We start from the raw sequence: 23408 nt of genomic DNA on the forward strand, positions 1-23408 counted from the left end.
GTAACCAAAACAACAAAAAAGCTGACCAAACTTTCTTGGCCAGCTTCCCGATTCGTTTGTTAGTTAGAAGTTGAAAGGACGATCGAATGAACGACCTTCATCATTTTTTGAGCGTCATCTTCCATGTTACTCAGGTCCGTTTCTGTCGTCATCTTCACACCGCCAGCTCCGACTTGTAGCTCATACGTATCTTCTTCAATCGCAGCCACTTTCATGTAACCGAAGACCTCTTTATGTTCAAACGCCTCAACCTTCAAAACATTTTCGTCTTCTTTTGCCGATTTATAGAACGTTTGACTTGTCTTCTTCTCATATGGGTTATAAAACAAGATGTACTTCTTCTCATCAGACTCCAGAAGTATGTTGTTTGGAGAATCAGATAGCACTTCCATAGAATCCGGCAAATACATTGAAACATGTTCAAGTTCCGTATTTAACGGCAAGTCGTTTTCATGTAAAGAGGATTCAGCAGCTTGCTTCGCCTCTTGGATGACAGCTTCTTCAGACTTAAAGAAACCTGAAACAAATAGAGCTAATAGAATGACAACGGCTATTCCAGTTAATGTAAGTAATAGCCACCTGGGATTGAAAGCTTTCACACATACTCTCTCCTTGAAAAATCTCGTAACGTCCTTAAGTATCTTTCCTATACCTATCATACTATGGAATATAAATTTGACAAGTAAAGATTTTACACTAGTTACCTGTAAGATGAAAGCGTTTGTGCTACACTTTTTAGTGGTACATAATAAATTAGCTTTGCGAATAGGAAAGGAAGATGTACGTTGAATTTAACCGTTTATTTAGCCGGACAAATCCACGATGACTGGAGAAATGATTTAGAGAAGAAAGCCAAAGAAAAAGGTTTGCCTCTGCAGTTTGTAAGTCCTCAGACGAATCATGAACGTTCCGATTCCGTTGGTGAAGACATTCTAGGAGAACAGCCAGGGAACGTATACCGTGATGATGCTGCATCAAGTATAAACAATTTGCGTACCACTGTATTGATGAACAAATCCGATCTTGTCATTGCTCTTTTTGGAGAAAAGTATAAGCAATGGAATACAGCCATGGATGCTGCGACTGCAATCAATCAAGGTATACCGACCATACTTGTCAGACCGGAATCCCTTCATCATCCTCTAAAGGAATTATCGAATAAAGCTAACGTCACTGTTGAAACCATTGAGCAAGCATTAGACGTGATCGGGTATATTTTTGAATAAACACATATAAAAAAGGGCGATTACTCATCGCCCTTTTTATTATAATAAAACTCGTATTGACCTTTTAACAACTGTACAATGTGAGCAAACATTCCTGAGCGATTTACAAGTTCATTTGTAAACACCCCAATGGCCCCTTCATGATGACGAATATTTTCGCCTTTTGCATAATCATCTATAACATCGCCAAGTTCTTTTCCTTTGTTCAGTTCATTCGCAATTGAATCAGGAAGAGGAATTCGTGCACCGCTGGCCACAAACGTATTCTCTTCAGAATCTACCAATGCACCCCAATTACATAGGTACAAGTCATTCTCTAATTCCATAACGCCGCCTTCAAGGCCGATTCCTACAACACCTTTCTCAGTCTTGGCGCATTCTCTAGCTCGATTAATCGCCCCTTCAAGTGTCTCTTCGTCACAAAAAGGCTGAGAAGAAACCTTTGAGGAAACTTCAATCCCATCCACTTGATCTTGACTAAAGATCTGTTGGACAGCTTCAAGTTTTGCAGGGTTGGTAGAGCCAACGATTATTTTCATCGTTACATCCTTTCTTGGATCAAAAACCTACATTTTAACGCATCAAAGGTTGTCCTTTCTTCAAAGAGGACAACCTTTGAACATGTTACCCGTTTTGTTTAATTTGTTCAAGAGTATTTTGATCAGTAGTCCGAACTAACTTCGTAATCAGTTCTTTAGCAGCCGCATAATCATCCACATGAATCATAGAAGCAGCGGTGTGAATATAGCGTGAACAAATTCCAACTACAGCGGATGGAACTCCTTCATTAGAAGTATGAACACGCCCCGCATCTGTTCCTCCTTGTGAAATGAAGTATTGATATGGTATATCATTTGATTCGGCAGTATCAAGAATAAAGTCCCGAATCCCACGGTGTGTTACCATCGTTCTATCAAAGATACGAAGTAAAGCTCCTTTGCCCAGTTGACCAAATTCCTTCTTATCTCCATTCATATCATTCGCTGGAGAGGCATCAAGAGCATAGAAAATATCTGGTTGAATCATATTAGCAGCTACCTGTGCACCACGCAACCCTACTTCTTCTTGAACCGTGGCACCAGAATACAATTGGTTTGGAAGCGTTTCGCCTTGAAGCTCTTTCATAAGCTCTACAGCAAGGCCACAGCCGTAACGGTTGTCCCATGCTTTAGCTAGAATTTTCTTTTCATTCGCCATTGGTGTGAATGGGCATATTGGAACAATTTGCTGACCTGGTTTAATACCGATTTTCTTAGCATCGTCTGCATCATCTGCTCCAATATCAATCATCATATTTTTAATTTCCATTGGTTTCTTCCGTTGCTCAGGCGTCAGATTATGAGGAGGAATGGAGCCAATTACCCCTGTAACTGGGCCATTATCTGTCATAATTTGAACCCGTTGAGCTAAAAGCACCTGACTCCACCAGCCACCGAGCGTTTGGAAACGGATCATACCGTTTGGAGTAATTTGAGAAACCATAAATCCAACTTCATCCATGTGACCCGCCACCATAACTTTCGGCCCGTCACCTTTTTTCACTCCAAATACGCCACCTAAACGATCTTGAATGATTTCGTCAGAGTACTTCTCTAATTCACCTTTCATAAAAGAACGAACTGCATGTTCATTACCTGGTGCTCCCTGGAGCTCTGTTAAGGTTTTAAATAAACTCATCGTTTCTTGATTCATATGTATTCATCTCCAATTTATTATCACTTGATCTCTTCATTATTTTAACGAATGTTCAGAATTGTTTCCACCTATCCACCCTATTATTTTCTATTTTGCTCATTTTCGTCTATACTATTAAGTATAAATCGTTAGTAGTGAGGTGTTAGGAATGAAATTGAAACGTTCATTGGTAGCTTTAGGTGTTGGTACATTAGTTGGTGTAGTAGCATGGAAACAAATTAACGACAAACAGCAACTATCTCCTGAGAAAGCTTTGAAGATCGCTAAGGAATCTTTCAAACGACAAGGTCCTATAAGCGGTTCTTGGATTCACATGAAAACAGAAGAATTCTCAAATGATGACCTGCCGTACACGGTTTACCGTGGAGGCGTATCCAGATCTATGGATGGTCAAACAAAGCAATATGAATTCTATATGGATGCTGCTACAGGAACCATCCTAGACGTAAGCGTAGTTGCTTAATGACACAAAAGGTATCTCCATTTAGGAGATACCTTTTTTCCATGTCTACCGTTGTCTTTTCACCTGATTGACTACGTCACCATCTTGATTAAACTGTAAGGCTCTGTAATAAGCATCATGATAGAACGTGTACCAAGCTTTTCGATTGTACCCGTATTTCATCCAATCTTCTTTTTGATGGACAGAAGTAACTGGGTAATCGTCATAGGCTAATACCCACAACACATTCTGATGAGCATGAGTTGGCATAATATCAGCCATATGAATAAAGAGGTCTTCTCCATCACCAAACTTAATAACACTATGACCAGCACTATGCCCACCAGTATGAATCATATGCAAACCTTCATGAATCTCCATGGATTCCTCAAAAGGGCGAACCTTATCCTGAATAGGCTTCCAGTTCTCTTCCCAATATGTATTCCTAGAACGAAGGTTTGGGTTTTTCATTTCGTTCCATTCTACAGAAGAAGTATAGATTACTGCATTTTCAAAAGCCGGAACAAGATTTTCATCTTCCCATTTAGTCAATCCGCAAGCATGATCAAAATGGAGGTGAGTCATTAAGATACCATCAATTTCTCTAGAATGATACCCTAGTTGTTGGAGAGAATCCTCCACAGAAGACTCCTCATCCACACCAAAATTTCGGAGCTGTTTGTCTGTCATCTTTTCATTGCCGATCCCAGCGTCAATTAAGAATTTCTTCCCATCTAACTCTAGCAGGATAGGATCTGTTCGAAGCTCAATTTGGTTCTTGTCGTTATGTGGATATTTACGACTCCACAAGGGTTTTGGGACAACACCAAACATCGCTCCTCCATCCAAATGGGTGACCCCTCCACTTAACCACGTTAACTTTGCACGACCTACATGTAACGTTTCCATAACATCTTCCTCCCGTCTTTCATCAGTTTAACACAGACGAATATCAGGGTGTAAGCGTTATCAATCAGTCAACCTATCCGGAAAGCGTACGCGGCACCGATAAATCGGCTGACCTTTATTGGAGAACTTCTCTTCGTACTCCGTCATGACATTATAAGGATCTTCTAAACCATGAAGATCGAGGTTGACTTCTTCAATTTTACAGCCATACTGCGAGAAACTCATAAGAGAGTATTCAAACAAGTGCTGGTTGTCTGTTTTCATAACAATTTGGCCATTTGGTTTTAAAACAGCTTCATACTGTTCTAAAAAAGTATGGAAAGTTAAACGACGCTTTTCGTGTCGAGATTTAGGCCATGGATCTGAAAAGTTCAAATAAATCTGGTCGACTTCATTATCACCAAACAAATCTCTAAGGTCACTTGCGTCTACATTCAAGAGGCGTACGTTTGATACATCTGCATCTAACACCTTTCGAAGCGCCCCTACAATGACACTTTTTACACGTTCTATACCTATAAAATTAACCTCAGGATGCTGTTTACCCATCCCAGATATAAATGCACCTTTACCTGAACCAATCTCTAGATGAAGTGGCTGGTCCTCTTTAAATTCATCGTTCCATTTATCTTTTTTTGAAAAGGGCTCTTCTACGACAACATGATTATTTTCTCTCATGAAGTCATCGGCCCACGGTTTATTCCGAAGTCGCATCTTGCCTTCCTCCTTACCATAATCAATGTTTACCTTATCACGAACAAATAAAAAGTGAAAGTTTTTGTCGATACGAAGCTAAACCTTCTATCTTAAAGGAAACAAGCGCTTTTTTCCCCCACTGTCACCTTAAAGAAGCGAGATCTTGATATACGATTAAATTTCCTCCTAAAAAAGGGAAAAATGCTGTTGGGTTGGAAGCGCTTTCTATTTTAAGATATAGAAAGTGTTCAAATACGGAAACTGGAGTGATTTCATGTTAACTCTCTTATCTAAATTTACAGAAGCATTGGTTCTTTTAATGTTAGGCATATCCTTTGTAGGTTACGCGGCTTTTGTATACCCATTTGAAAAGCTTCATGAAAAGACAAATTCAGAAGTTAAAGCGAACCAACTTAAATATGCACCGAATGCATCAAACGCATAAATCAAACCCTTCTTAAACAACAAACATTACAGCCAGCGCCTTATAAAACCACAAAAAAGAACTTTGGGATGTATCCTATCCCAAAGTTCTTTTTTTACCCTAATAAAGGAGGGTGAGTATTTAATTTGTAATAATGGTGTACATATTCCCTTTAAAACCGTAGAAACTATAGATAGAAAGGGGATAGATGTATGCCATTAACAGTGAAAGATCAAGTTAACATTCTTTATGACTTGCTTAGTGAACATTCAGAAGACTGCTGCGGAAGCGTTTCTGAATGTCAGCAAATCCAACGGCTAGTCCGTTCCATTCTTTCGAAGAAAGAATTACAGGACGAACATGTCCTGCGTTCCTTACCGGCTATTTATGATTACGGTAAAGCCGGGGAAGATTCAGGGGACTTAACAACCCATATCACATCCAACCAATCGCAGTTAGAAGAATGGGTTTCATCTATTGGAAATGTTAAATATTAATAATCCCCAATTTCACCATGAGCCGCTTAAGGTCTTCAAGCCAACGAGCGGCTTCTGATTCTTCACGGCGATTTTTATGCCATTGGATGAAGGAAACCGTTTGAGCTACAATGTACCAATGCATCCGTACCAACAATGGCTCATCTAATTCAATTCCGTAAGTGTCCAGCCAAACATCCCATTCCTCTTCTGGGATATACCAATGTAAGATCATACCTAAATCCATTGCAGGATCAGCAACCATCGCATTGTCCCAGTCAATTAAATACAGTTGATCTGCATCTGTCAAAAGCCAGTTATTATGATTCATATCACTATGACAAACGACTTTCTTCTGGTTTTGAACGTGGGGAAGCTGTTGTTCAAGATAGCGTAATGCTTGATGAATCTCTATTTGAGTATTAATGAAACTTGAACATTGTTCTTGTTTCTTTAAGTCATTTAAATAATCGATAGGATCTAAAGGTTGTTTCCCTAATCGCATGAGCAGATCTAACAATTCAGATGAATGGTGAATTTTACTTAACAGCTGGGCTACTCGAGGATGCTTAATTTCTTCAGGCTTTAGCTCTCTACCTTCTAACCACTGCTGAGCAGTAATAACATCACCATTTTCCATTCGTTTCGTCCACACAAGCTTAGGGACGATCCCTTCTGCTGACAGCACAGCTAAAAAAGGTGAGGAATTTCGTTTAAGAAATAGGCGCTTTCCTTCGTGGTGTGCATAGTAAGCTTCTCCTGTAGAGCCGCCTGCTGGGGTAATTGTCCAATCATTACCGAGTATTTGTTCCAACCAATTCACCTTCAATTCCTCAAATCTGTACAGGTTTGTTTTCTTTATGATCGTAAGCATGTATAATAGTTATGAATATCGTACTGGATCAACTCGTGTCCTCTTATTCAGAAGCTATCACTTAGGGTGATTTTTTAAAGACACGACAACAATAGATTAACGCATTTTAACTGTTGAATTCAAGTCTTATTCCGTTATTTCTTTCCTTTAAATACCGCCCTCGGTATTTTTTCTTTATAAATATGACTTGATTTGCAATATCCACCCTCACCATCCACATGATAGGCCAAGGCTTCATTGCTTTTTACCTCCACATGATAACCCGTTAGAATTTCTACTTCTTTAAGACGAGTATGTCCACCCCAGAATACGGTCGCAAACATCAAAAGGACTTTCCACTTTGGTATGTTTTGAAGTATGAGAAGCGACAAACGCTCAGAGTCTTCCGAAGCTCCCGGCAAGATTTTCATACCGCCCCCGTAATAACCATGAACGCCGATTGTCACCATCCATATGTTTTGATAGATATGTGTGTCCCCATCTACCGTTACCTCAATCGTTTTTGGTTTATATGTTCGCAACGTCCTTAAAAGCGCCAGACAGTATATGAGAAAGCCTGCATGATAGTGATTAAGCCATTTCTTCATAGCAGATTTGTTTGCTGCTTGAACAATCTCACCGTCGAAACCAAACCCAATGCTGTTTGCAAATAACCTTGCATCTTTCTGATTGCGCCGATTCATTCTGTACATTCCTGCACGATAGGGAGAATAATGCGGAGCATTTAAGATTGACTGAAAGATTGAATCAGGTCGATTCTTATGAAGTGTCGCCTTACCGAAATCATTACCAGATCCCCCTGGAATAAAAGCTAAAGGGATATCAGGAAATTTCTTCAATCCATTCAATACTTCATGAACTGTACCATCCCCTCCAATTACAATTACACATTCAATCTTATGCTTGTATATTTCTACCAATTGGCGAGTGAGAGATTCTCCATGCCCTGCGTACTCTGTAGTAAATGTTCTGCAATCCTTCTCCTTATAAAGAGGGATTGTACAAATTTGTTCATGTAAGCGTTTGGCCCTGCCATTTCCTGCAGCTGGATTAAGAATGACGATATACATATAAAAAAATCCCCTTTTCCAAACCTTATTACTTCTGAAAATAGTCCTATTTCTATTATACTAGTATAAAAAGGAGTGATGATATTGTCTATCGACTGTCAATGGTGCGGCACTTCAGTATCCTTGCCTTCAAGTGGGTACATGACCGTACGGACGACAAACAAGTATCAAAACTGGGAACAATCAATCCAACTGCCCATAAGCCAGCAAGGAGAAAGTTTCCTTATGTATCAATTTCATTCCCATCATGAGTTACTACACAACCTACAAATTTTATTAGAACACAATATGCACCAGGAATGGGTTCATTTCAGTGACACTAAGCAAGATCAATCGGTCCCTTTGCAAATCGAACATTTGTATGAGCGTTTATCACATCCTGAACTCGTTACGATCATAGAAGAAGGCCACTTCACCTCTTATCTTCAACCCATCGTACACATGGATACAGGTGAAGTATATGGGTACGAAGCCCTTTTACGCTCAAGGGATGGAAGTGTTTCTCCCGGTGAATTATTTTCGTTTGCCAAACGTGCTGGTCTTCATTCCATGCTCGACCAGAAAGCTCGCGAAGAAGCTGTAAAAGCAAAAGCTGAACTTATTCCATATGGGCAAAAATGTTTCATCAATTTTCTACCTTCAACCATCTATGTTCCAGAACATTGCCTAAGTCATACCTTCAACATTGTAAAGAAATATAATGTTGATCCTAGTGATCTCATATTTGAAGTCGTCGAAACAGAAAAAATACACAGCATCGATCACTTACATAATATATTTTCAACTTACAAAGCATCAGGCATGCACGTTGCCTTGGATGACGTTGGGAGTGGCTATAGTACGTTAGAAGTACTTAGTTTATTAAAACCCGATTTCGTAAAGATTGACCGTGACTATATTCAAGATTGCCAGAAAGACCAATCCAAGCAATCATTTCTTGAATCCGTGCAACAAACAGCATCTGAATTGAACATAACGCTGTTAGCAGAAGGCATAGAAACCACAGAAGAATATCAATGGTTAAGAGAATCTGGTATTCACCTCGGGCAAGGGTACTTCATTGGAAAGCCTTCTCCACAGCCTATAGAATCTTTTATTCTTCCATAAAGGATTCTTCTCGGCCCCATTCTGTCCGCTTAACTGATGTGACTTGAGTGTGTTTGAGGAGAGAAGCCATTACTTTCATCTGCTGATATTTTAAAGGAGACTTGAACCCTCTCATTCGTTCAAACCATTCTTCATATTCTTCAAGACCAACATATTCGGTCTGATAGGGTTCTAGATTATATTCGATCCTATTCGTTGAAGACAGAACCAGCTGTTTGACAGGATACTCGATTCCATGAGCTTTCAGGATACTTTGAATGATTCTCGCTGTACGTTTCAATGAAATCAATGGGCTTAAAAAGCGAGTACGTACGTTTTTCTCCTCTTTATACCATGAACGTTCATCCCCAGGAATATAGGTGACATCTTCTGACTCTTGAAGATGCTTCACACAATAAATTCCCTGGGGATGAACAATAATAGAATCGGCTTCCATTGGTGCTTTCTTAATTTGAAAGATCGGATCATAAAGAAGCAGGAAGGTATCGGGAAACCTTTGTAATAAGTATCGAAGTGTTTCATCATATTCATATGTCTTATCTAGGAAAGACATCTCTGTTAACGTACGAGAAGCCCACTTCAGTTGAAAGGGAAGTAATCCATCAAGGAAGTACTGCTTTAATTCTTGCTCATTTTTCGGAGCGGCCCCTTTATAAATAAAAGAACTTAGTGCCTCATTGTATTCGCTTTCTTCTAATTCAAAGCGACGGTTCCATAAGGATTTCAGTTTTTTCCAGTTCCCTTGTTTTAGGCGAATGAATTGACCTGGATATCGATAAGGATCTGCTGTATACCTCGATACATAATCTTGTAATTTTACTAACTGTGCCATAATAAAAGTTATGCCTCCTCTCCTAATTTAAAGTGTTCAACTCTTTCATACTTTGGTTGCTGATCCGGGTGAATACGAAACAAAGAAAAGGAATGAACAAACTCTTCCTCACCAATCATTGCTTCTGGAATAGATGAGAGAAATTTTTGAGGATTATTCCATTTCTTAGCTAAGGTAATATGCGGGGTGTAGGAACGATTGTCCTTTTTAAAACCCGCTTCCGCACACTGATCCTGCACTTCTCGATGTAGGGCTGTAAGAGAGTTTGTTTTTTCAGCCCCAACCCATAACACTCTAGGTTGATTCTCTTTCCCAAAGGTTCCGATTCCTTTTAATAGGATGGGGAATGGAGAATGAGATCTAGCGACTTTCCTCATTCTTTGTTGTATTTCTTCTACTTTCCCTGGCTTTACTCCACCTAAAAAAGTCAATGTAATATGAAGGTCTTTCGGGTTTGTCCACTGCTTATATGAGACATCTTGCGACAAATTATTTTGTAGTTGAGCTAATGTCTGTTGAGCAGGGACTGATAAAGAAATCCCTATAAAATAATGGGTCTCAGCCACGATCGATCATCTCCTTATGTTTCTGCCTGAGCGGCGTAAGAAGTTTGGCTAACTTCAGAACGTACCAGTATAATGATGAGTAATCCAAGAAGTGTCATCAGAGCAAAGAAGCCATACATCCCATACACGTCAAAGCGGTCTAGCAATACCCCACCAGTAAACGTAAAGAACGCGTTCCCGACCCCATTACCAACTGCAGAGTATAGTCCAACGGCTGTTGCTTGAACATCTTTCGGCGCAGTTTGACGCACGAATAATAACGCAGCTGGTATATAAAGGCCTACGGAAATACCTTGTACAATCGTAGTACTGTAGACAAGCATGGCTGAAGGTTCAAAGAAGTAAAACAACCACCTCGCACCCGACACCGAAGCACAAAGCATCATAACCGGAATAACTCCCATCTTATTAATAACCTTTTGAGAGATATTCATAAACGGGGCTTCACTACCGGCTGCTAAGAGAAAAGCAATTCCCACTCCAGATAAAGTGCCTCCTACAGTGAGAATAAACGTGCCAAAGTAATAGTTGTTAGCAAGCACCGGACCAAATATTAAGAAATTCGACAACAAAAACAAAAGGAACGTTTTTTGTTTCACCAATGTTCTAAAGCCCTCACGGAAGCTCACACCAACATGTTGACCCCTTTTTGGAAAGGCCGTAAGAGCAATAGCCGATAAAACCAGTCCAAAACTAAACGCGTAAAATACCCAGGTTAAATCTTGAGTTACATCTGTAATCCGGCCAACTATAAAAACAGCAATCGCGAAACCAACCGCTCCCCACAAGCGTATATTGCCATATTCTTTATTGAACTGTTGCACGAAGTGAAGAGACAAGCTATCAGATAAAGGAACGACAGCTGATTGAAAGATTGCAACAGCTATAATCCCCAAGAATAAAGTTAAAAACGTATCCATTTGTGTATACAAGAGCGACATAGCGCTTGCCATAAGTACCGCTATAAACAGAAGTAATCTTGGTCGTCTGCTGATATCACTAATCATTCCCCAAATCGGCTGGATAAAAATCGTGACAATTGGGATGGTAGCTACAATAAGGCCAATTTGGGTATGATCCAACCCTTGCTCTTTTTCCAAGTATACAGAAAGCAATGGAAACAGGGATCCAAACCCGAAAAAGGCGAGCACATAAAATAATTGAAAAAATCGATAGGTTCGATTTGGTGAAGTAATGTTCATAGTTGTTTCAAGCCCTTTCTCTAATCTTCATCACTAACGGCAAGTTCATACAAGGCTTCTGCATAAATAAGAGCCGCTTGAAGTAAGTCCTCTACCATCACATGTTCATCTGCATTATGAGCCGTATCAGGACTGTGGGCAAACATCGCGCCATAAGCAACACCCTGCGTTAAAGCTCTTGCGTAAGTAGCTCCACCGATCGCCATCGGTTCTGTCGTATCACCTGTATGCTTTTCATAAATCGAAAGAAGCTTTTGGACAAACGGGTGGTCTTTAGGTAAATAAATGGGCTCTAAATGCTCTTGAATTTCGACTGATGCGTCACTTTCCTGTAAAGAACCAGTGAAAGCATTAAACCATTCTTCAAAAGGGACCGCTACAGGATAACGGGTGTTTAAGCCCATAATGCATACGCCACCCTGGTAAGATAGGGTTCCGAGGTTCATCGTCAATGGGCCTGAAATCACATCAGCACATTCGATAGAGAAAGCTGTTCCTCGACCATCCTCAAACTTATCCCCAATCCACTTCATGAGTTCTCTTACAGATGGAGAGAATGGTAACGTCTCTAAAAACTTAGCCATACCGACAATCGCGTTAATTCCATTACGGGGTTCCATTGCATGAGCTGATTTCCCAGTAACGGTTATGACATATTCCCCATCTTCTTCAATAAGGGAACCTTTATAATCTGTTTGTAAAAGGAATTCATCAAACAGACTTTCAATCTCTTCGTCTGAACTCCCCTCGACGCGTGCTGTTGCTTTATAAGGAACCATATTCAATCGTTCTCCACCATCAAACCTCGTAAGAGTAAGCGAATTTCCCTCTTCTACTTCAATCTTTTTGGTCACTTCCATATCCAGCAACCCTTTTTCGGCATGAATAACCGGGAAGGCAGCGTCAGGTGAGAAACCTATAAATGGCATTTCTTCTTGTTTGAAGTAATGCTCCATACACGCCCAACCTCGCTCTTCATCTGTCCCCAAAATAAGCCGAACCCGTCTCTTTGGCTTTACACCCATATCCTTTAGCCATTTCATTGCTAAAAAGGCTGCCATCACAGGCCCTTTATCGTCTTGTGTACCCCGAGCGAACAACTTACCATTCGACACATAAGGGTCAAATGGATCATGGGACCAACCTTCGCCTGGAGGAACCACATCAAGATGTCCAAGCACACCAATTAACTCCTCACCTTCCCCCCATTCAATATGGGCGGCATATCCATCTACATCTTTTGTGACAAAACCTTCTGATTCGCCTAGTTGAAGCATATACTGTAATGCATCTTGTATAGATGTTCCAAATGGTGCCCCTGCTTGAATCGTACTTGGATCATACATACTAGGGAATCTCAGTAATTCTTGCAGATGTTCAAGGAAATAGGGTTGAAGGGTCTGAAGTTGGTCTTTATGAAATTGAATGTTCATTGTGTAACCTCCTTTAAAATGTCTTGATACGTCTCTTTATCACAGATGATATAGAGTTCTGCTTCGTTAGGGATTTGTTCATCAAGCATACGATTAATGCTAAGGTTTTGACGGTCTGCAATTAATGTAGCTCCATAGTTCAATAATTCTTGGAAAGCATCTCGGTACGTATTCCAACTAGATTTAGTAGGAATATGGTATAGGTCATCTCCTTGATCACGATTTAGTAACTGACTAAATACGCCTGATATCCCTTTAATAAACGCAGAACGCACTGCAAGAGATGATATGGTTTCGTGAGAGAATATAAATTCGTTCACATTCACATGTTCGAAATTGCGGATATGATGCTCTTCCATAACTTCCACTACGGTGTGAACTTCTGAATTCAACGACTCAATCGTGGATGAGATCAGTAAAGTCTTCCCATCTTTAAGCTGTGAATTATGTATTTCATCATCAGCAAATATCAGAACAGCTTTCGCTTCCATAATGTTTGCTTGATGAAGAGTGCTCGGAGCAGCCGCATCTCCACGAACATAATGAATATTCTCCGCTAATAAAGGAGCTTTTTCCATTGTATCAATGATCACAATCTCCGTGTCAGGCTTCGTTGCCAAAATTTCCTTAACCGCAAAAGCAGCTTTTTGAGACCAGCCTATAATAATGTAATGCCCTTTTTCCTTAAACACGATGGTTCCATCCTCCCTCATCTTTCTGTACATTGTTAAGCCATCTACTACTTTCCCAATGACTACACCAATTAGACCAATACCAACTAGATATAAAAAGATTGCAATGAGTCTTCCTCCTACAGTGGCAGGTGATAAGTCACCATATCCTACTGTAGTAACCGTAGTCATGACCCACCAAAACCCATCGAACAACGTAGGAAACGTTTCAGGTTCGACCCACCTGATTAGAAGGGATGAGATGAGAACAAGTGCAATACTACTGAGAAATAATAGCTGGTTATTAATCTTAATCATTTTCAATATAATCCTTCTTAATAAAATCATGGAAACCTCCCTTTTTTACATCCCATTTACACTTTGCCTAATAAAGTGAAGGTTCTGTAAATTTAAGTTGATTCACTAGCTATTATACAACGAAATATAGTAAAATTAAGTCAACTTCCAAGATTCACAGGCACCACATCTAAAACAATCTCTTAAGGAGTGGTTTTTTGAATCGTTCAACTACCCGTATGCTAAGTAGAGTAAAGGCTGTCTATTTATTTATTAGAGAGCACGGGACGGTATCAACAACAGACTTATCAGAGGAGTTTGGTATTACGCACAGAACGGTCCAACGCGACCTGCACGTTTTGCAATACAATGGATTGGTTGAAAGTCCGAATCGAGGAAAGTGGACTATTACAAGAAAAAGAGTCAAAATATCATAATGAAGACTTTGAAACATAATGTCCTAAAGGAAGACCCGGATGAATTAAATCCGGGTCTCTTTTATATCTTATTCACTCTTTTGACCAGTTTGTTGATATAGAAATTCTATTTCTTCATCATTTAATTCTCTATATTCACCTGGCTCTAAATCTTCATCTAATTCAAGGCCAGCCATACTTAAACGTTTAAGGTAAGTTACCTTCTTCTCGACACTCTCAAACATGCGCTTCACCTGGTGAAATTTCCCCTCTGTAATGACAAGTTCAATCTCAGATTCCTCACCTGATTGCAAAATGGTTAAGTCTCCTGGCTTTGTCTTATAGCCATCATCAAGTGTTACACCACGTTCGAAGGCCTTCACATCCTCCTCAGTAACGACACCATCAATTAGCGCATAGTATCGCTTCCCAACTTCTTTCTTGGGCGACAGAAGCTGATGCGTGAGTTTTCCATCATTTGTGAGTAGGAGAAAACCTTCTGTATCCTTATCTAAGCGGCCAACTGGGAATGGCTCAAACACAGCATCCTCTGGCTGTAATATATCAACTACCGTCATGTCATTTTGATCTTCTGTAGCGGAAATCAAACCTTGAGGCTTGTTCATCATTAAGTAAATGAACTCCTTGTACTCCACAGTTTCCCCGTATACTGTTACTTCTTGCTTCTCCGGGTCTACGTGCGTTTTAGCATCCTTAACAGGTTGGGCGTCTACTCGCACCACACCTGATTTAAGGATTTTTTTCACCTCTTTACGCGTTCCGTACCCCATATTCGCTAACAATTTATCAATTCTCACATTATTTCCTCCTTACTTCCGTTTCAAGAAGCGATCAAGAACCTTCACACGGTTCCCTAACACTCTTTCCAATAACGTCGTTTGATAGGCCACCCATAGATAGAATGTCCCACCAATGCCCGCACTAATTAGTAATACACCAAGGGCTGCAAAGCGGCCATTTTCGTAATGTAACCCTGTTAAACTTAACAACCATTTCACGACAAGTACAATGATTGTCATCAAGATGGTTAGTATGAGTACAAACAAGGTTCTCTTATAAATTTGTTTATAGGAGAAATCTGCAGCTGAATGGATCTTCCATAAATTTAATACCACAGCTGTCAACACAGCAATTCCTGTGGTTAAGATAATTCCCTTTGCTCCGAACCAAGTAATAAAGGGAACATTTAAGATCACTTTCAACAAAAAACCTGCTCCAAGGCTGATCACTGCAAATCGCTGTTTGTTTAATCCTTGCAGAATAGAAGATGTGACCGTAAATAAGGCATAGAACAATGCAACAGGAGCATACCAACGAAGGAGGTTTCCTTGTTCACTAATCCCTATTGTTCCACCTTCGCTTAACGTCACACCGAAAAATGTTCCGTATGCTTCATGAGATAGGGTGGCAATTCCCACTACGGCGGGAAGAATAAGAACAACAATAATCTGCAAGGCCTGATTCAACTGATGCTTTAACTGTTGCTCTTTCCCTTCCGTAAAGGATTTTGTAATTGTTGGCAATAACGCAAGAGAGAGACCTGTTGCTAATGTAACCGGAATGATGACTAATTTATGACTATATAAATTAACAACCCCGAATAACTGTTCAGCAATATCTCCATTACCTGCAGCTGCCATAGCCCTGTTAAAGGTCAAGCTATCCACTTGCTGATAGAGTGGCGTTGCAATCCCTACTAGAACGAATGGTCCAGCATAGGTTAAAAGTTCTTTTAGCAGTTTTTGAATGGAGATATCTGTCTGTTCAATCTGTTGCTCCATACGACCATCAAGCATTGGCTTTTGCTTTCGCCAGAAGTACCAAAGTACAACAGCAGAAGCAATCGCCCCAATAAAGGCAGCAAATGAAGCAAAGTTTACTGCTGTTGGAATATCACCAGACCCCATTTCCATCACAATGTAAACAGAAATAAGAAGAAAAGCAATACGTACAATTTGTTCGATTACTTGTGAAACCGCGGTCGGTTCCATGTACTCATACCCTTGGAAGAAGCCACGAACAATACTCATACCAGGTATAATAAGCAACGCAAAGCTAATCATTTGTATAACTTCCGTAACATCTTCTTTTGTAATTCCATTAGGATTATCGGAAATCGATAAGTCTGCTAAAAAGCCTGCGCTAAAGTACATAATAAGAAAAGCAAGGATTCCGGTAACTGCCATTAATCCCATACCTATTTTAAATACTCTGCGACCTGTATAATAATCACCAAGTGCATTATATTTTGAAACAAATTTTGAGACAGCTAGCGGGACTCCCACAGTAGAAACACTTATAAAGATGGTATAAGGAATATAAGCAAAACCTAAAAGTGTACCACCAGTATTTCCTACTAGGGCCTCAAATGGAATAACATAGATCATTCCAAGAAGTTTCGATAAGAAAGTTGCTGCCGTGAGCAACATTGTTCCTCGTAATAACGTCGATCCTGACATAATTTCACCTGCATTTATTGTAGTTTGCAACGGATCTATTTTATCATAGATAGAGTGAACATCGATTTCATTCTGATTACAAAATCAGATTGCTATAGAAAGGACGAACCTAAATGTATGATGTAACCGTACTAGGGGGTGGCCCCTCTGGTTTAATGGCAGCCATTGCCGCTGCTGAAAATGGAGCCAATACCCTTCTAATTGATAAAGGGAAAAAGCTCGGAAAAAAACTCGCTATCTCTGGCGGAGGACGTTGTAACGTAACCAATCGTTTACCACAGGATGAAGTGATTAAACACATTCCAGGGAATGGACGATTCCTTTACAGCGCCTTTTCAACATTTAATAACTACGATATCATCGAGTTCTTCGAGAATCTAGGAGTAGAATTAAAAGAAGAAGACCACGGTCGCATGTTCCCAGCCAGTAATAAAGCAAAAGATGTGGTAAATGCGCTCCTATCCCGTATGGATGAACTGAACATAACAATTATGAAGAATACTCCCGTAGAAACCGTGGATTACGGGGAAAGTCACCATACCATCCACTTAGCTTCTAAAGAAGAGATCGAGACAAAAGCACTTGTCATTGCGGTGGGCGGAAAATCTGTTCCACATACAGGCTCAACAGGAGATGGCTACGCATGGGCAGAGAAAGCCGGGCACACGATTACGGACCTTTATCCAACAGAGGTGCCACTCCTAAGCCAGGAACCATTCATTCAAAGCAAGGAACTACAAGGGTTAGCTTTACGTGATGTAGCGCTCTCTGTCTTAAACCAAAAAGGAAAAACCATTGTAACACACAAAATGGACATGCTGTTTACCCACTTTGGGATTAGCGGCCCAGCTGTTTTACGTTGTTCTCAGTATGTGGTGAAAGAATTTAAAAAAGGCCACCGCCCTGTTCCTATGCTAATTGATTGCTTTCCTGATAAGAAGGAGCACGTCTTATTTGAAGAAGCACGAGCGCTAATGGATGAGAATCCAAAGAAAAGTGTGAAGAATATCTTTAAAGGGTGGGTCCCTGAACGGTACTTGGAGCTCTTATTAACCCAAAATGAAATCGGCCTAGAAGACCGGGCTACGAATACGTCGAATGAGAAGCTTGAGGGATTCGTGAAGAATCTTAAACAATTTACATTCCACGTACAGGATTCACAGTCGATTGAGAAAGCCTTTGTGACTGGAGGAGGCGTTTCGGTCAAAGAAGTGGTGCCAAATACCATGGCGTCGAAGAAAACAGAACGCCTTTATTTTAGTGGTGAAATTTTAGATATCCATGGCTATACAGGTGGATATAACATTACTTCCGCGCTCGTAACAGGTCGAATTGCCGGCACATACGCCGCCTATGATTCTTATCAGTGATATCATCATAAAGGAAGAGGGTGTCCCGCAACGAGCGAGACACCCTCTTTTCGTTTTACAGTTTCGTGTGATTGTTTCTACTAACATATTATTCAAGCTTAGCCGTTCTTGTAAAGTATTTGGAGATGTTCGTGATTTTACAATTCTTTGATAGCAGCTTGGGCCATGTTTTGAATGACCATGTCATCCATAGGCGGGTTATGCAACCCTGCTCGAACATCTCTGTAGTATTGCTCAAAAGGATAACTCTTTGATAAACCTCTCCCTCCTGCAATACGCATCGCTAAATCGACTACTTCATTTGCAGCATTCGTTGCGACCGTTTTAACCGCTCCAAGGGAAGGCGCTAACACTTCTCTTCTTTCAGGATACTGATCCCATTGTTCAGCAACTGAATACATGAAACTCCTGGCATGAAGTAATTTCATCTCCATTTCTCCAATTTTATCCTGTATATGAGAAACTTCTGAGATTGGACGATCCAGGCTGTTCGGCTGAAAACCTTTCGCAAATTCAATTGCGTCATTCCTAGCTGCAATGGCAATCCCTAAATATACAGCAGGAATGTGTAGAAGCCACCCCTTAGGACCTCCTTTTTTATCCCCTTGCAGTTCAACTAAATCTTCTGCCTTTACATTCACATCCTGAAGCACCAGATCATGACTTCCCGTACCCCTCATGCCTACTGTGTCCCACGTATAATCTATATCGATCCCTTCTTTAGAAGAGTCAATTAAAAACCACCCTACGGCATCTTTGTCTTCTATATAAGCCGAAACGATATAGTAATCTAATAGACTGGCCATAGAAGTGAACGTCTTCCGGCCTGTAATGGAGTAGCCATCTTTTATAGAGACGGCAGTAGTTTCAGGGACCCCTCCTCTTGTAGGGCTTCCTGTAGCAGGCTCAGAGGCTGCTCGGTTTACAACTTTCTTTTGATCAGCTACTTCCTGCGCAAACTTCTTATAAACGTCCTCATCCCACAGAGGTTCATCATTCAATTCCATCATAACCCCTAAATGCCACCCTATAGAAAGAGCCGTAGCGCCGTCTCCTATAGCTAAACGCTCTTGAGCTAAAAGCAGCTCATATAAAGACACTTCCTCTCCTCCAAACTCTTTTGAGAGAGTCAAAGTCACATAATTATGCTCTTTTAAATCATGTAACGTCTCTTTTTGAAAGTCGGCTTCTTCGTCCGCTTTTTTTCTCCGTGATTTAGCGAGATCCGCAACCTCTGTAGCTTTTTGATATATATATTGATGTCGATCATTTTTTATAAACGGTTCATAGATTTTAAACACTAGGATCCCTCCAAGATGTGATCTAGTTAAATCATACTAAACCAATCAGAATTATGAAAACATTACGCTCTTCATCCCATAAAGAAAGATCGTCCCGGTATGAGACGATCTTTCTTAGATCATTATACTATTCCCCAGTAATAGAAGGCGAAACTTAGGAAGGAGAATTAAGTTGATTGTTCTTCTGCTTATACGTATCTTGTAATTCCTGAATACGCTGACGGCCTTGATCACGAAGCTGTTTATTCTCATCTTCTATCGCTTTCGTGTCTTCCATTCCTTTTAGAATCGTGTTAAAGGATTCTTCAATCGTTTCAATCTTAATACTCGGTGCACCCGCAAGCTTAGCAATCTCTGTACTTTGCTGAGCAACGTTTTGAGCATTACGCTGCAACATCTCATTCGTTCGACGGTCTAGTTCACTCATCCCGTCTGCCACTAGTTTCTGTCTCTTAGCTGCCACAGCTTGAATTACACTCGTCTTGAAGATTGGGATCGTTGTAACGAACGCTGAATTAATTTTATTGACTAGCTTTGTGTTGCCTCGTTGCAACAGACGAATCTGAGGCGCCTGTTGGAAAGCTACCATTTGAGCCATCTGTAAGTCATAAACTCTTTGATCCAGAAGCTCGACGCCGTTTCGGACCGTTTCAAGTTCCATTGAAGCTCGCTGGTTCCCTTCAGCCGCTTGTTGTTCAAGCTTCGGCATCACTTCATTCTTCAGTTCTTCTGCCTTCAATTGACCGGCAACAATATATTTGTCTAGTTCAAGATAAAACTCATAGTTCTTCTCATACATGTCTTCAAGTGTATGAGTGTTGTCGACCATTTCATCACGATACTTTGAGATTTCAATATTGATCTTTTCAATTTCCCCGCCAAGCGTTTGATATTTATCAAAAATCTTTTCAATCATTTTCTTACTTCGATTGAAGAACTTCCCAATAAATCCACCTTTTGACTCTTCAAAATCTTTCTTGTCGAACTTGTCCATTACTTTACCAAGTTGCTTTAGCATTTGGGAAGAGTCTTCCATACTTGAGTTCTTCATCGTACCTAAAATTTGATCAGAGAACTTTGAGATTTCATCCGCAGGTTCTTTACCAAAAGCTAACAATTCGGTTTGCTGACGCTCATCAATGGATTCCTTTAATTGAAGAACTTGAGGATCATTCGACAGTTCTTGTTTAATTTCATTTGCCTTATCTTCTGTCAGCTTCTCTTCTACTGGCTGCAGGTCTTGTTCAGTTTGTGTTCCTTGTGCCATACAATCACTCTCCTAGTAATTTTAATAATCTAGATTTCAATTTATCTTTAATCCCAAAACTTTGTTTAAACTCTAAATCAAAGACCATATCATCAAGCATATGAAGGTCAAATACCTCTTTCTCAATGAACTGTTCTAAATCCTTGTTTCCTGTAGGACTGTACAGAACTAGATCTACGCCAAGTTCATGCAACAAAAGAAGCAAAACAGCATCGCTTCGTGTTAAGCCACCGTTATATTCGTTGTTATAGAGAATAACTTTTGGCACATCTTGCGAGTAGTCAAATTTTTGAAGAAGACGCATAAATACATCAGGCATTTGTGTACTTTGTTTAAATAGATAGAGCGCCACATCTTCAGAGCTTTCTCCGCTTTCAGGGTACAATTTATTCTGTTCACACAATCGAATAATCGCTTCGGCAATTCCTCTTTGTAAACCATCCGGCAAGTGCTTGTACTGCCAGAAATTCCCGCCCATCATTTTAGAAGCATCTAACTGTCCTCTTCCGTCTAATGAATGTCTGTAGTGATACAGGTAGTTCCCTTTTATCTCTTCTGTAAATGGGAATTGTTTTACAAGATGTGCGTTCTCTTCCTCTAATAATTGTTGTACTCTTGACCAATACTCGTTGCGATTCTCGGTTACACCGACTACTTTCGCAAAGATGGAAGGAATATAAACGGTCTGATTCTCTATATAAAAATCAGGCCTCACGAAAGCTTTCTCTTTAGAGAGTATGAAGATCTCATCATACGTTGTCTTCATGGTCACAGACGCAGGAATATAATCTCTAAATTGCCATGGCTTATAAATTTGAGAGTTATCATGATTAATAGCCCTCTCAATTTGTTTAGATGCCTTGTAAGCAACCGTCGAACTCCGTTTCTTTCTCTCGGTTGGGAAAGGCTTTGGTTCTGCCGAGTAGGCATTCTCAACGACGATCGACCTTGAGACATCCAGATCAAAGCGTTCAAATATATTCAATTTATTCGGATGATAAATCACTAAATCAAAGCCGAGTCTATACATGTAGTACAGAAAGTAGGTTTGACTTTTTGTGGCGTCCCCGTACCAGAGCACTTTAGGGAAGTTCCCCTCTCCTTCTTGTGCTTCCATCCAAGGATGAACGTGATTGTTCGTCCATTTAATAAGGTCAACAATGACACGCTGGAAGTCAGGGTCCTTTAAATTTCCAGCATGTTTTTCCCCGTAAAGAGATAATACGTCCATAAGAATTTTACGGAGGTGTTTGTTATAAACCCCATTGGTCAATCTGGGTAGAATTTTCTTTCCATCAAGAAAAGCAACAAAACGATTTGGCGTTAATGGGTCTTGCTGGTGCATTTTTATTAACTCTTGTAATGATTTCAATGTTTCAGAATCAATTTGTTTATTGAGCTCACTGTTTAAAGGATATAGAGAAACATATTCATCATCATGAGCTAGGTCATAGATTTCATTGTAATATTCATCCTCATCCTCAGCCATTCCAAGTACGTGCGCTATATATTGGGGCACGTATAGCGTTTTCTCTTCAACGCCATATCCAGAGCGCTCTTCGTTTCGTTGTTTCAATACTTCTTTCCATTTATACTCCTTCACACCTTCTACTAGTGTGGAGCAAACCGCTTGAAATTGCATTACAGGGTAACCCCCCTTTCAATTGGAGATGCGGATGGTAAAGGTGAACCAAAGACAGCTTTCATACCACTTACCGTTACAGCATAGGAAGAACCAAATTTCCGAATGGTTCCTGCAGGAAAATCATCTTTTCGTTTACGCAACGTAGAGGAATCAATTCCCCATAACATACACGCTGTCTTTGAACTAAGAATTTCAGGTTGATCTAAATTCGACGAACTAAGTAATAAAACCTCTAAAAGCAAACTTTCCGGGGAAAGGATCCCCTCCTTATCGGTTACTCGAAGCGAAGTTACTGGTGAATGATCAGAATCAAGCTCACTTCCTTTTGCTGTAAAGGCTATGGTAGTGGACGAAAGCATGGGAACATCTAATAAGGAATCCCCTGCAGAAATGGAGAACGCCTGATTTTCTCTATCTTTAATAAAGGTGACCGCATCCCCTTTGTTAATAGGCTTTGGGATTAAATAAAACTTTCTCCCATGCAAGGTCGCTTCCCACCCCTTCACGTCACACCACTCCTGAAAGTTATGAATAGCCTCCTCATTCGTCTTTTCAGGATCCACTATATAATAGAAGAACCAACCATCCGCATCACGTTCTTCTATTAACCATTCTTTTGAAAAGCTTTCTTTTAGTTTAGCACGAATCTCCTCCCTGCTAACACACTCCTGATTACATCTATTTACGATGTGTTCATGCCACTCCTCGTCTACTTTACCATTTATGAGAATGACAGCTCCGTTACTAACTACCGCATAGGGAGGTGTTTGATTGCTTTGGAATAATTCGATTCGTTCATATTGTGCTTTTGTTCTAGTTGTTACTGGAACAAACATCACAGAAGAACGGACTTTGTTCAGAAGGTGTATGGCTGTTTCTGTCATAAATGATTGTTCTTTTCCGTTCACTTCTTCAATTGCTCTATAGCTCCGATCTTCCTTTACAGGTTGTATAAAACGTTTAGAAAAGATAATCGTACGATCTAAATCACTTGCAAATAACATCTTGA

Annotated in this window: 25 protein-coding genes; 7 read left to right on the forward strand and 18 right to left on the reverse strand. The window is 40.2% G+C overall.

Features of this window, described 5'->3' with window-relative positions:
- Positions 1-59: 59 nt before the first annotated feature.
- Positions 60-599: a hypothetical protein gene (locus LQ226_RS09125; protein WP_231417504.1), complete on the reverse strand. Its 540-nt coding sequence runs from the start codon at positions 597-599 to the stop codon at positions 60-62.
- Positions 600-785: 186 nt separating this feature from the next.
- Between LQ226_RS09125 and LQ226_RS09130 the strand changes: the two genes are divergently transcribed.
- Positions 786-1226, forward strand: a complete 441-nt coding sequence (locus tag LQ226_RS09130; RefSeq protein ID WP_231417505.1) for a YtoQ family protein — start codon at positions 786-788, stop codon at positions 1224-1226.
- A gap of 20 nt (positions 1227-1246) precedes the next feature.
- Here the strand turns inward: LQ226_RS09130 and LQ226_RS09135 are convergent, their stop codons facing one another.
- Positions 1247-1765 (reverse strand): DUF84 family protein, encoded by a 519-nt coding sequence (locus tag LQ226_RS09135; RefSeq protein ID WP_231417506.1) that lies wholly within the window; start codon positions 1763-1765, stop codon positions 1247-1249.
- An 85-nt stretch (positions 1766-1850) separates the two neighbouring features.
- A complete protein-coding gene (locus LQ226_RS09140) occupies positions 1851-2918 on the reverse strand; it encodes a M42 family metallopeptidase (RefSeq protein ID WP_231417507.1) in 1068 nt (355 codons plus the stop codon).
- Between the two features lie 151 nt (positions 2919-3069).
- Between LQ226_RS09140 and LQ226_RS09145 the strand changes: the two genes are divergently transcribed.
- On the forward strand, positions 3070-3384 hold the full coding sequence (locus LQ226_RS09145) for a PepSY domain-containing protein (RefSeq protein WP_231417508.1): 315 nt from the start codon (positions 3070-3072) through the stop codon (positions 3382-3384).
- A gap of 45 nt (positions 3385-3429) precedes the next feature.
- On the opposite strand, the gene LQ226_RS09150 is transcribed toward LQ226_RS09145, so the two are convergent.
- Both LQ226_RS09150 and trmB read right to left on the reverse strand, forming a co-directional pair.
- Positions 3430-4272 (reverse strand): YtnP family quorum-quenching lactonase, encoded by an 843-nt coding sequence (locus tag LQ226_RS09150; RefSeq protein WP_231417509.1) that lies wholly within the window; start codon positions 4270-4272, stop codon positions 3430-3432.
- A gap of 60 nt (positions 4273-4332) precedes the next feature.
- Positions 4333-4986: a tRNA (guanosine(46)-N7)-methyltransferase TrmB gene (gene trmB, locus LQ226_RS09155; protein ID WP_231417510.1), complete on the reverse strand. Its 654-nt coding sequence runs from the start codon at positions 4984-4986 to the stop codon at positions 4333-4335.
- A 256-nt stretch (positions 4987-5242) separates the two neighbouring features.
- Here trmB and LQ226_RS09160 point away from each other — a divergent pair, with 256 nt between their 5' ends.
- Positions 5243-5413, forward strand: coding sequence for a hypothetical protein (locus LQ226_RS09160; RefSeq protein WP_231417511.1), 171 nt, complete (start codon positions 5243-5245; stop codon positions 5411-5413).
- Positions 5414-5604: 191 nt separating this feature from the next.
- Positions 5605-5889, forward strand: coding sequence for a YtzH-like family protein (locus LQ226_RS09165; RefSeq protein ID WP_231417512.1), 285 nt, complete (start codon positions 5605-5607; stop codon positions 5887-5889).
- Here LQ226_RS09165 and LQ226_RS09170 read toward each other — a convergent pair.
- Entirely contained in the window at positions 5879-6742 is an 864-nt protein-coding gene (locus LQ226_RS09170; protein ID WP_370635467.1) for a phosphotransferase, read from the reverse strand. The genes LQ226_RS09165 and LQ226_RS09170 overlap by 11 nt on opposite strands.
- Before the next feature lie 134 nt (positions 6743-6876).
- Positions 6877-7812: a diacylglycerol/lipid kinase family protein gene (locus LQ226_RS09175; RefSeq protein ID WP_231417513.1), complete on the reverse strand. Its 936-nt coding sequence runs from the start codon at positions 7810-7812 to the stop codon at positions 6877-6879.
- Positions 7813-7890: 78 nt separating this feature from the next.
- On the opposite strand from LQ226_RS09175, the gene LQ226_RS09180 reads away from it, so the two are divergent.
- Positions 7891-8919 (forward strand): EAL domain-containing protein, encoded by a 1029-nt coding sequence (locus LQ226_RS09180; protein ID WP_231417616.1) that lies wholly within the window; start codon positions 7891-7893, stop codon positions 8917-8919.
- Here LQ226_RS09180 and LQ226_RS09185 read toward each other — a convergent pair.
- From LQ226_RS09185 to LQ226_RS09205, 5 genes are read right to left on the reverse strand one after another with little or no spacing between them, the layout of a single operon-like run.
- Positions 8906-9751: a nuclease-related domain-containing protein gene (locus tag LQ226_RS09185; RefSeq protein WP_231417514.1), complete on the reverse strand. Its 846-nt coding sequence runs from the start codon at positions 9749-9751 to the stop codon at positions 8906-8908. The genes LQ226_RS09180 and LQ226_RS09185 overlap by 14 nt on opposite strands.
- An 8-nt stretch (positions 9752-9759) precedes the next feature.
- A complete protein-coding gene (gene thpR, locus LQ226_RS09190; protein ID WP_231417515.1) occupies positions 9760-10317 on the reverse strand; it encodes an RNA 2',3'-cyclic phosphodiesterase in 558 nt (185 codons plus the stop codon).
- A 14-nt stretch (positions 10318-10331) separates the two neighbouring features.
- A complete protein-coding gene (locus LQ226_RS09195) occupies positions 10332-11519 on the reverse strand; it encodes an MFS transporter (RefSeq protein WP_231417516.1) in 1188 nt (395 codons plus the stop codon).
- Between the two features lie 20 nt (positions 11520-11539).
- Positions 11540-12952: a dipeptidase PepV gene (gene pepV / locus LQ226_RS09200; RefSeq protein WP_231417517.1), complete on the reverse strand. Its 1413-nt coding sequence runs from the start codon at positions 12950-12952 to the stop codon at positions 11540-11542.
- A complete protein-coding gene (locus tag LQ226_RS09205) occupies positions 12949-13941 on the reverse strand; it encodes a potassium channel family protein (RefSeq protein WP_231417617.1) in 993 nt (330 codons plus the stop codon). Before LQ226_RS09205 ends, pepV begins: the two co-directional genes overlap by 4 nt.
- Before the next feature lie 197 nt (positions 13942-14138).
- Here LQ226_RS09205 and LQ226_RS09210 point away from each other — a divergent pair, with 197 nt between their 5' ends.
- Positions 14139-14357: a DeoR family transcriptional regulator gene (locus LQ226_RS09210; protein ID WP_231417518.1), complete on the forward strand. Its 219-nt coding sequence runs from the start codon at positions 14139-14141 to the stop codon at positions 14355-14357.
- A gap of 68 nt (positions 14358-14425) precedes the next feature.
- Here LQ226_RS09210 and LQ226_RS09215 read toward each other — a convergent pair whose 3' ends face one another.
- Entirely contained in the window at positions 14426-15154 is a 729-nt protein-coding gene (locus LQ226_RS09215; protein ID WP_231417519.1) for a pseudouridine synthase, read from the reverse strand.
- A 12-nt stretch (positions 15155-15166) separates the two neighbouring features.
- The gene (locus LQ226_RS09220) at positions 15167-16846 is read right to left on the reverse strand and encodes a putative polysaccharide biosynthesis protein (RefSeq protein WP_354665914.1); all 1680 of its coding nucleotides are present in this window, start codon (positions 16844-16846) and stop codon (positions 15167-15169) included.
- An 83-nt stretch (positions 16847-16929) separates the two neighbouring features.
- Between LQ226_RS09220 and LQ226_RS09225 the strand changes: the two genes are divergently transcribed.
- Positions 16930-18186 carry a BaiN/RdsA family NAD(P)/FAD-dependent oxidoreductase gene (locus tag LQ226_RS09225; RefSeq protein ID WP_231417520.1) on the forward strand — a complete coding sequence of 419 codons (1257 nt, stop codon included), beginning with the start codon at positions 16930-16932 and terminating at the stop codon, positions 18184-18186.
- Between the two features lie 137 nt (positions 18187-18323).
- Here the strand turns inward: LQ226_RS09225 and LQ226_RS09230 are convergent, their stop codons facing one another.
- From LQ226_RS09230 to LQ226_RS09245, 4 genes are all read right to left on the reverse strand, one after another.
- Positions 18324-19487: an acyl-CoA dehydrogenase family protein gene (locus LQ226_RS09230; RefSeq protein ID WP_231417521.1), complete on the reverse strand. Its 1164-nt coding sequence runs from the start codon at positions 19485-19487 to the stop codon at positions 18324-18326.
- A gap of 154 nt (positions 19488-19641) precedes the next feature.
- Positions 19642-20754 carry a toxic anion resistance protein gene (locus LQ226_RS09235; RefSeq protein ID WP_231417522.1) on the reverse strand — a complete coding sequence of 371 codons (1113 nt, stop codon included), beginning with the start codon at positions 20752-20754 and terminating at the stop codon, positions 19642-19644.
- A 4-nt stretch (positions 20755-20758) separates the two neighbouring features.
- Positions 20759-22396, reverse strand: a complete 1638-nt coding sequence (locus tag LQ226_RS09240) for a YceG family protein (RefSeq protein WP_231417523.1) — start codon at positions 22394-22396, stop codon at positions 20759-20761.
- Positions 22396-23403, reverse strand: coding sequence for a helix-turn-helix domain-containing protein (locus LQ226_RS09245; RefSeq protein WP_231417524.1), 1008 nt, complete (start codon positions 23401-23403; stop codon positions 22396-22398). Before LQ226_RS09245 ends, LQ226_RS09240 begins: the two co-directional genes overlap by 1 nt.
- Between the last annotated feature and the right edge of the window lie 5 nt (positions 23404-23408).

The organism is Pontibacillus sp. HN14 (genome assembly GCF_021129245.1).
Classification (GTDB): domain Bacteria; phylum Bacillota; class Bacilli; order Bacillales; family BH030062; genus Pontibacillus.

Excerpts from the sequence above, each read along its gene's own strand:
- pepV (WP_231417517.1), bottom strand. The coding sequence starts at position 12,952 with ATGAACATTCAATTTCATAAAGACCAACTTCAGACCCTTCAACCCTAT.
- LQ226_RS09160 (WP_231417511.1), top strand. The coding sequence starts at position 5,243 with ATGTTAACTCTCTTATCTAAATTTACAGAAGCATTGGTTCTTTTAATG.
- LQ226_RS09140 (WP_231417507.1), bottom strand. The coding sequence starts at position 2,918 with ATGAATCAAGAAACGATGAGTTTATTTAAAACCTTAACAGAGCTCCAG.
- LQ226_RS09205 (WP_231417617.1), bottom strand. The coding sequence starts at position 13,941 with ATGATTAAGATTAATAACCAGCTATTATTTCTCAGTAGTATTGCACTT.
- LQ226_RS09165 (WP_231417512.1), top strand. The coding sequence starts at position 5,605 with ATGCCATTAACAGTGAAAGATCAAGTTAACATTCTTTATGACTTGCTT.
- LQ226_RS09170 (WP_370635467.1), bottom strand. The coding sequence starts at position 6,742 with ATGCTTACGATCATAAAGAAAACAAACCTGTACAGATTTGAGGAATTG.
- LQ226_RS09185 (WP_231417514.1), bottom strand. The coding sequence starts at position 9,751 with ATGGCACAGTTAGTAAAATTACAAGATTATGTATCGAGGTATACAGCA.
- LQ226_RS09180 (WP_231417616.1), top strand. The coding sequence starts at position 7,891 with ATGATATTGTCTATCGACTGTCAATGGTGCGGCACTTCAGTATCCTTG.
- LQ226_RS09145 (WP_231417508.1), top strand. The coding sequence starts at position 3,070 with ATGAAATTGAAACGTTCATTGGTAGCTTTAGGTGTTGGTACATTAGTT.
- LQ226_RS09175 (WP_231417513.1), bottom strand. The coding sequence starts at position 7,812 with ATGTATATCGTCATTCTTAATCCAGCTGCAGGAAATGGCAGGGCCAAA.
- LQ226_RS09135 (WP_231417506.1), bottom strand. The coding sequence starts at position 1,765 with ATGAAAATAATCGTTGGCTCTACCAACCCTGCAAAACTTGAAGCTGTC.
- LQ226_RS09245 (WP_231417524.1), bottom strand. The coding sequence starts at position 23,403 with ATGTTATTTGCAAGTGATTTAGATCGTACGATTATCTTTTCTAAACGT.
- trmB (WP_231417510.1), bottom strand. The coding sequence starts at position 4,986 with ATGCGACTTCGGAATAAACCGTGGGCCGATGACTTCATGAGAGAAAAT.
- LQ226_RS09195 (WP_231417516.1), bottom strand. The coding sequence starts at position 11,519 with ATGAACATTACTTCACCAAATCGAACCTATCGATTTTTTCAATTATTT.
- LQ226_RS09150 (WP_231417509.1), bottom strand. The coding sequence starts at position 4,272 with ATGGAAACGTTACATGTAGGTCGTGCAAAGTTAACGTGGTTAAGTGGA.
- LQ226_RS09240 (WP_231417523.1), bottom strand. The coding sequence starts at position 22,396 with ATGCAATTTCAAGCGGTTTGCTCCACACTAGTAGAAGGTGTGAAGGAG.
- LQ226_RS09235 (WP_231417522.1), bottom strand. The coding sequence starts at position 20,754 with ATGGCACAAGGAACACAAACTGAACAAGACCTGCAGCCAGTAGAAGAG.
- LQ226_RS09225 (WP_231417520.1), top strand. The coding sequence starts at position 16,930 with ATGTATGATGTAACCGTACTAGGGGGTGGCCCCTCTGGTTTAATGGCA.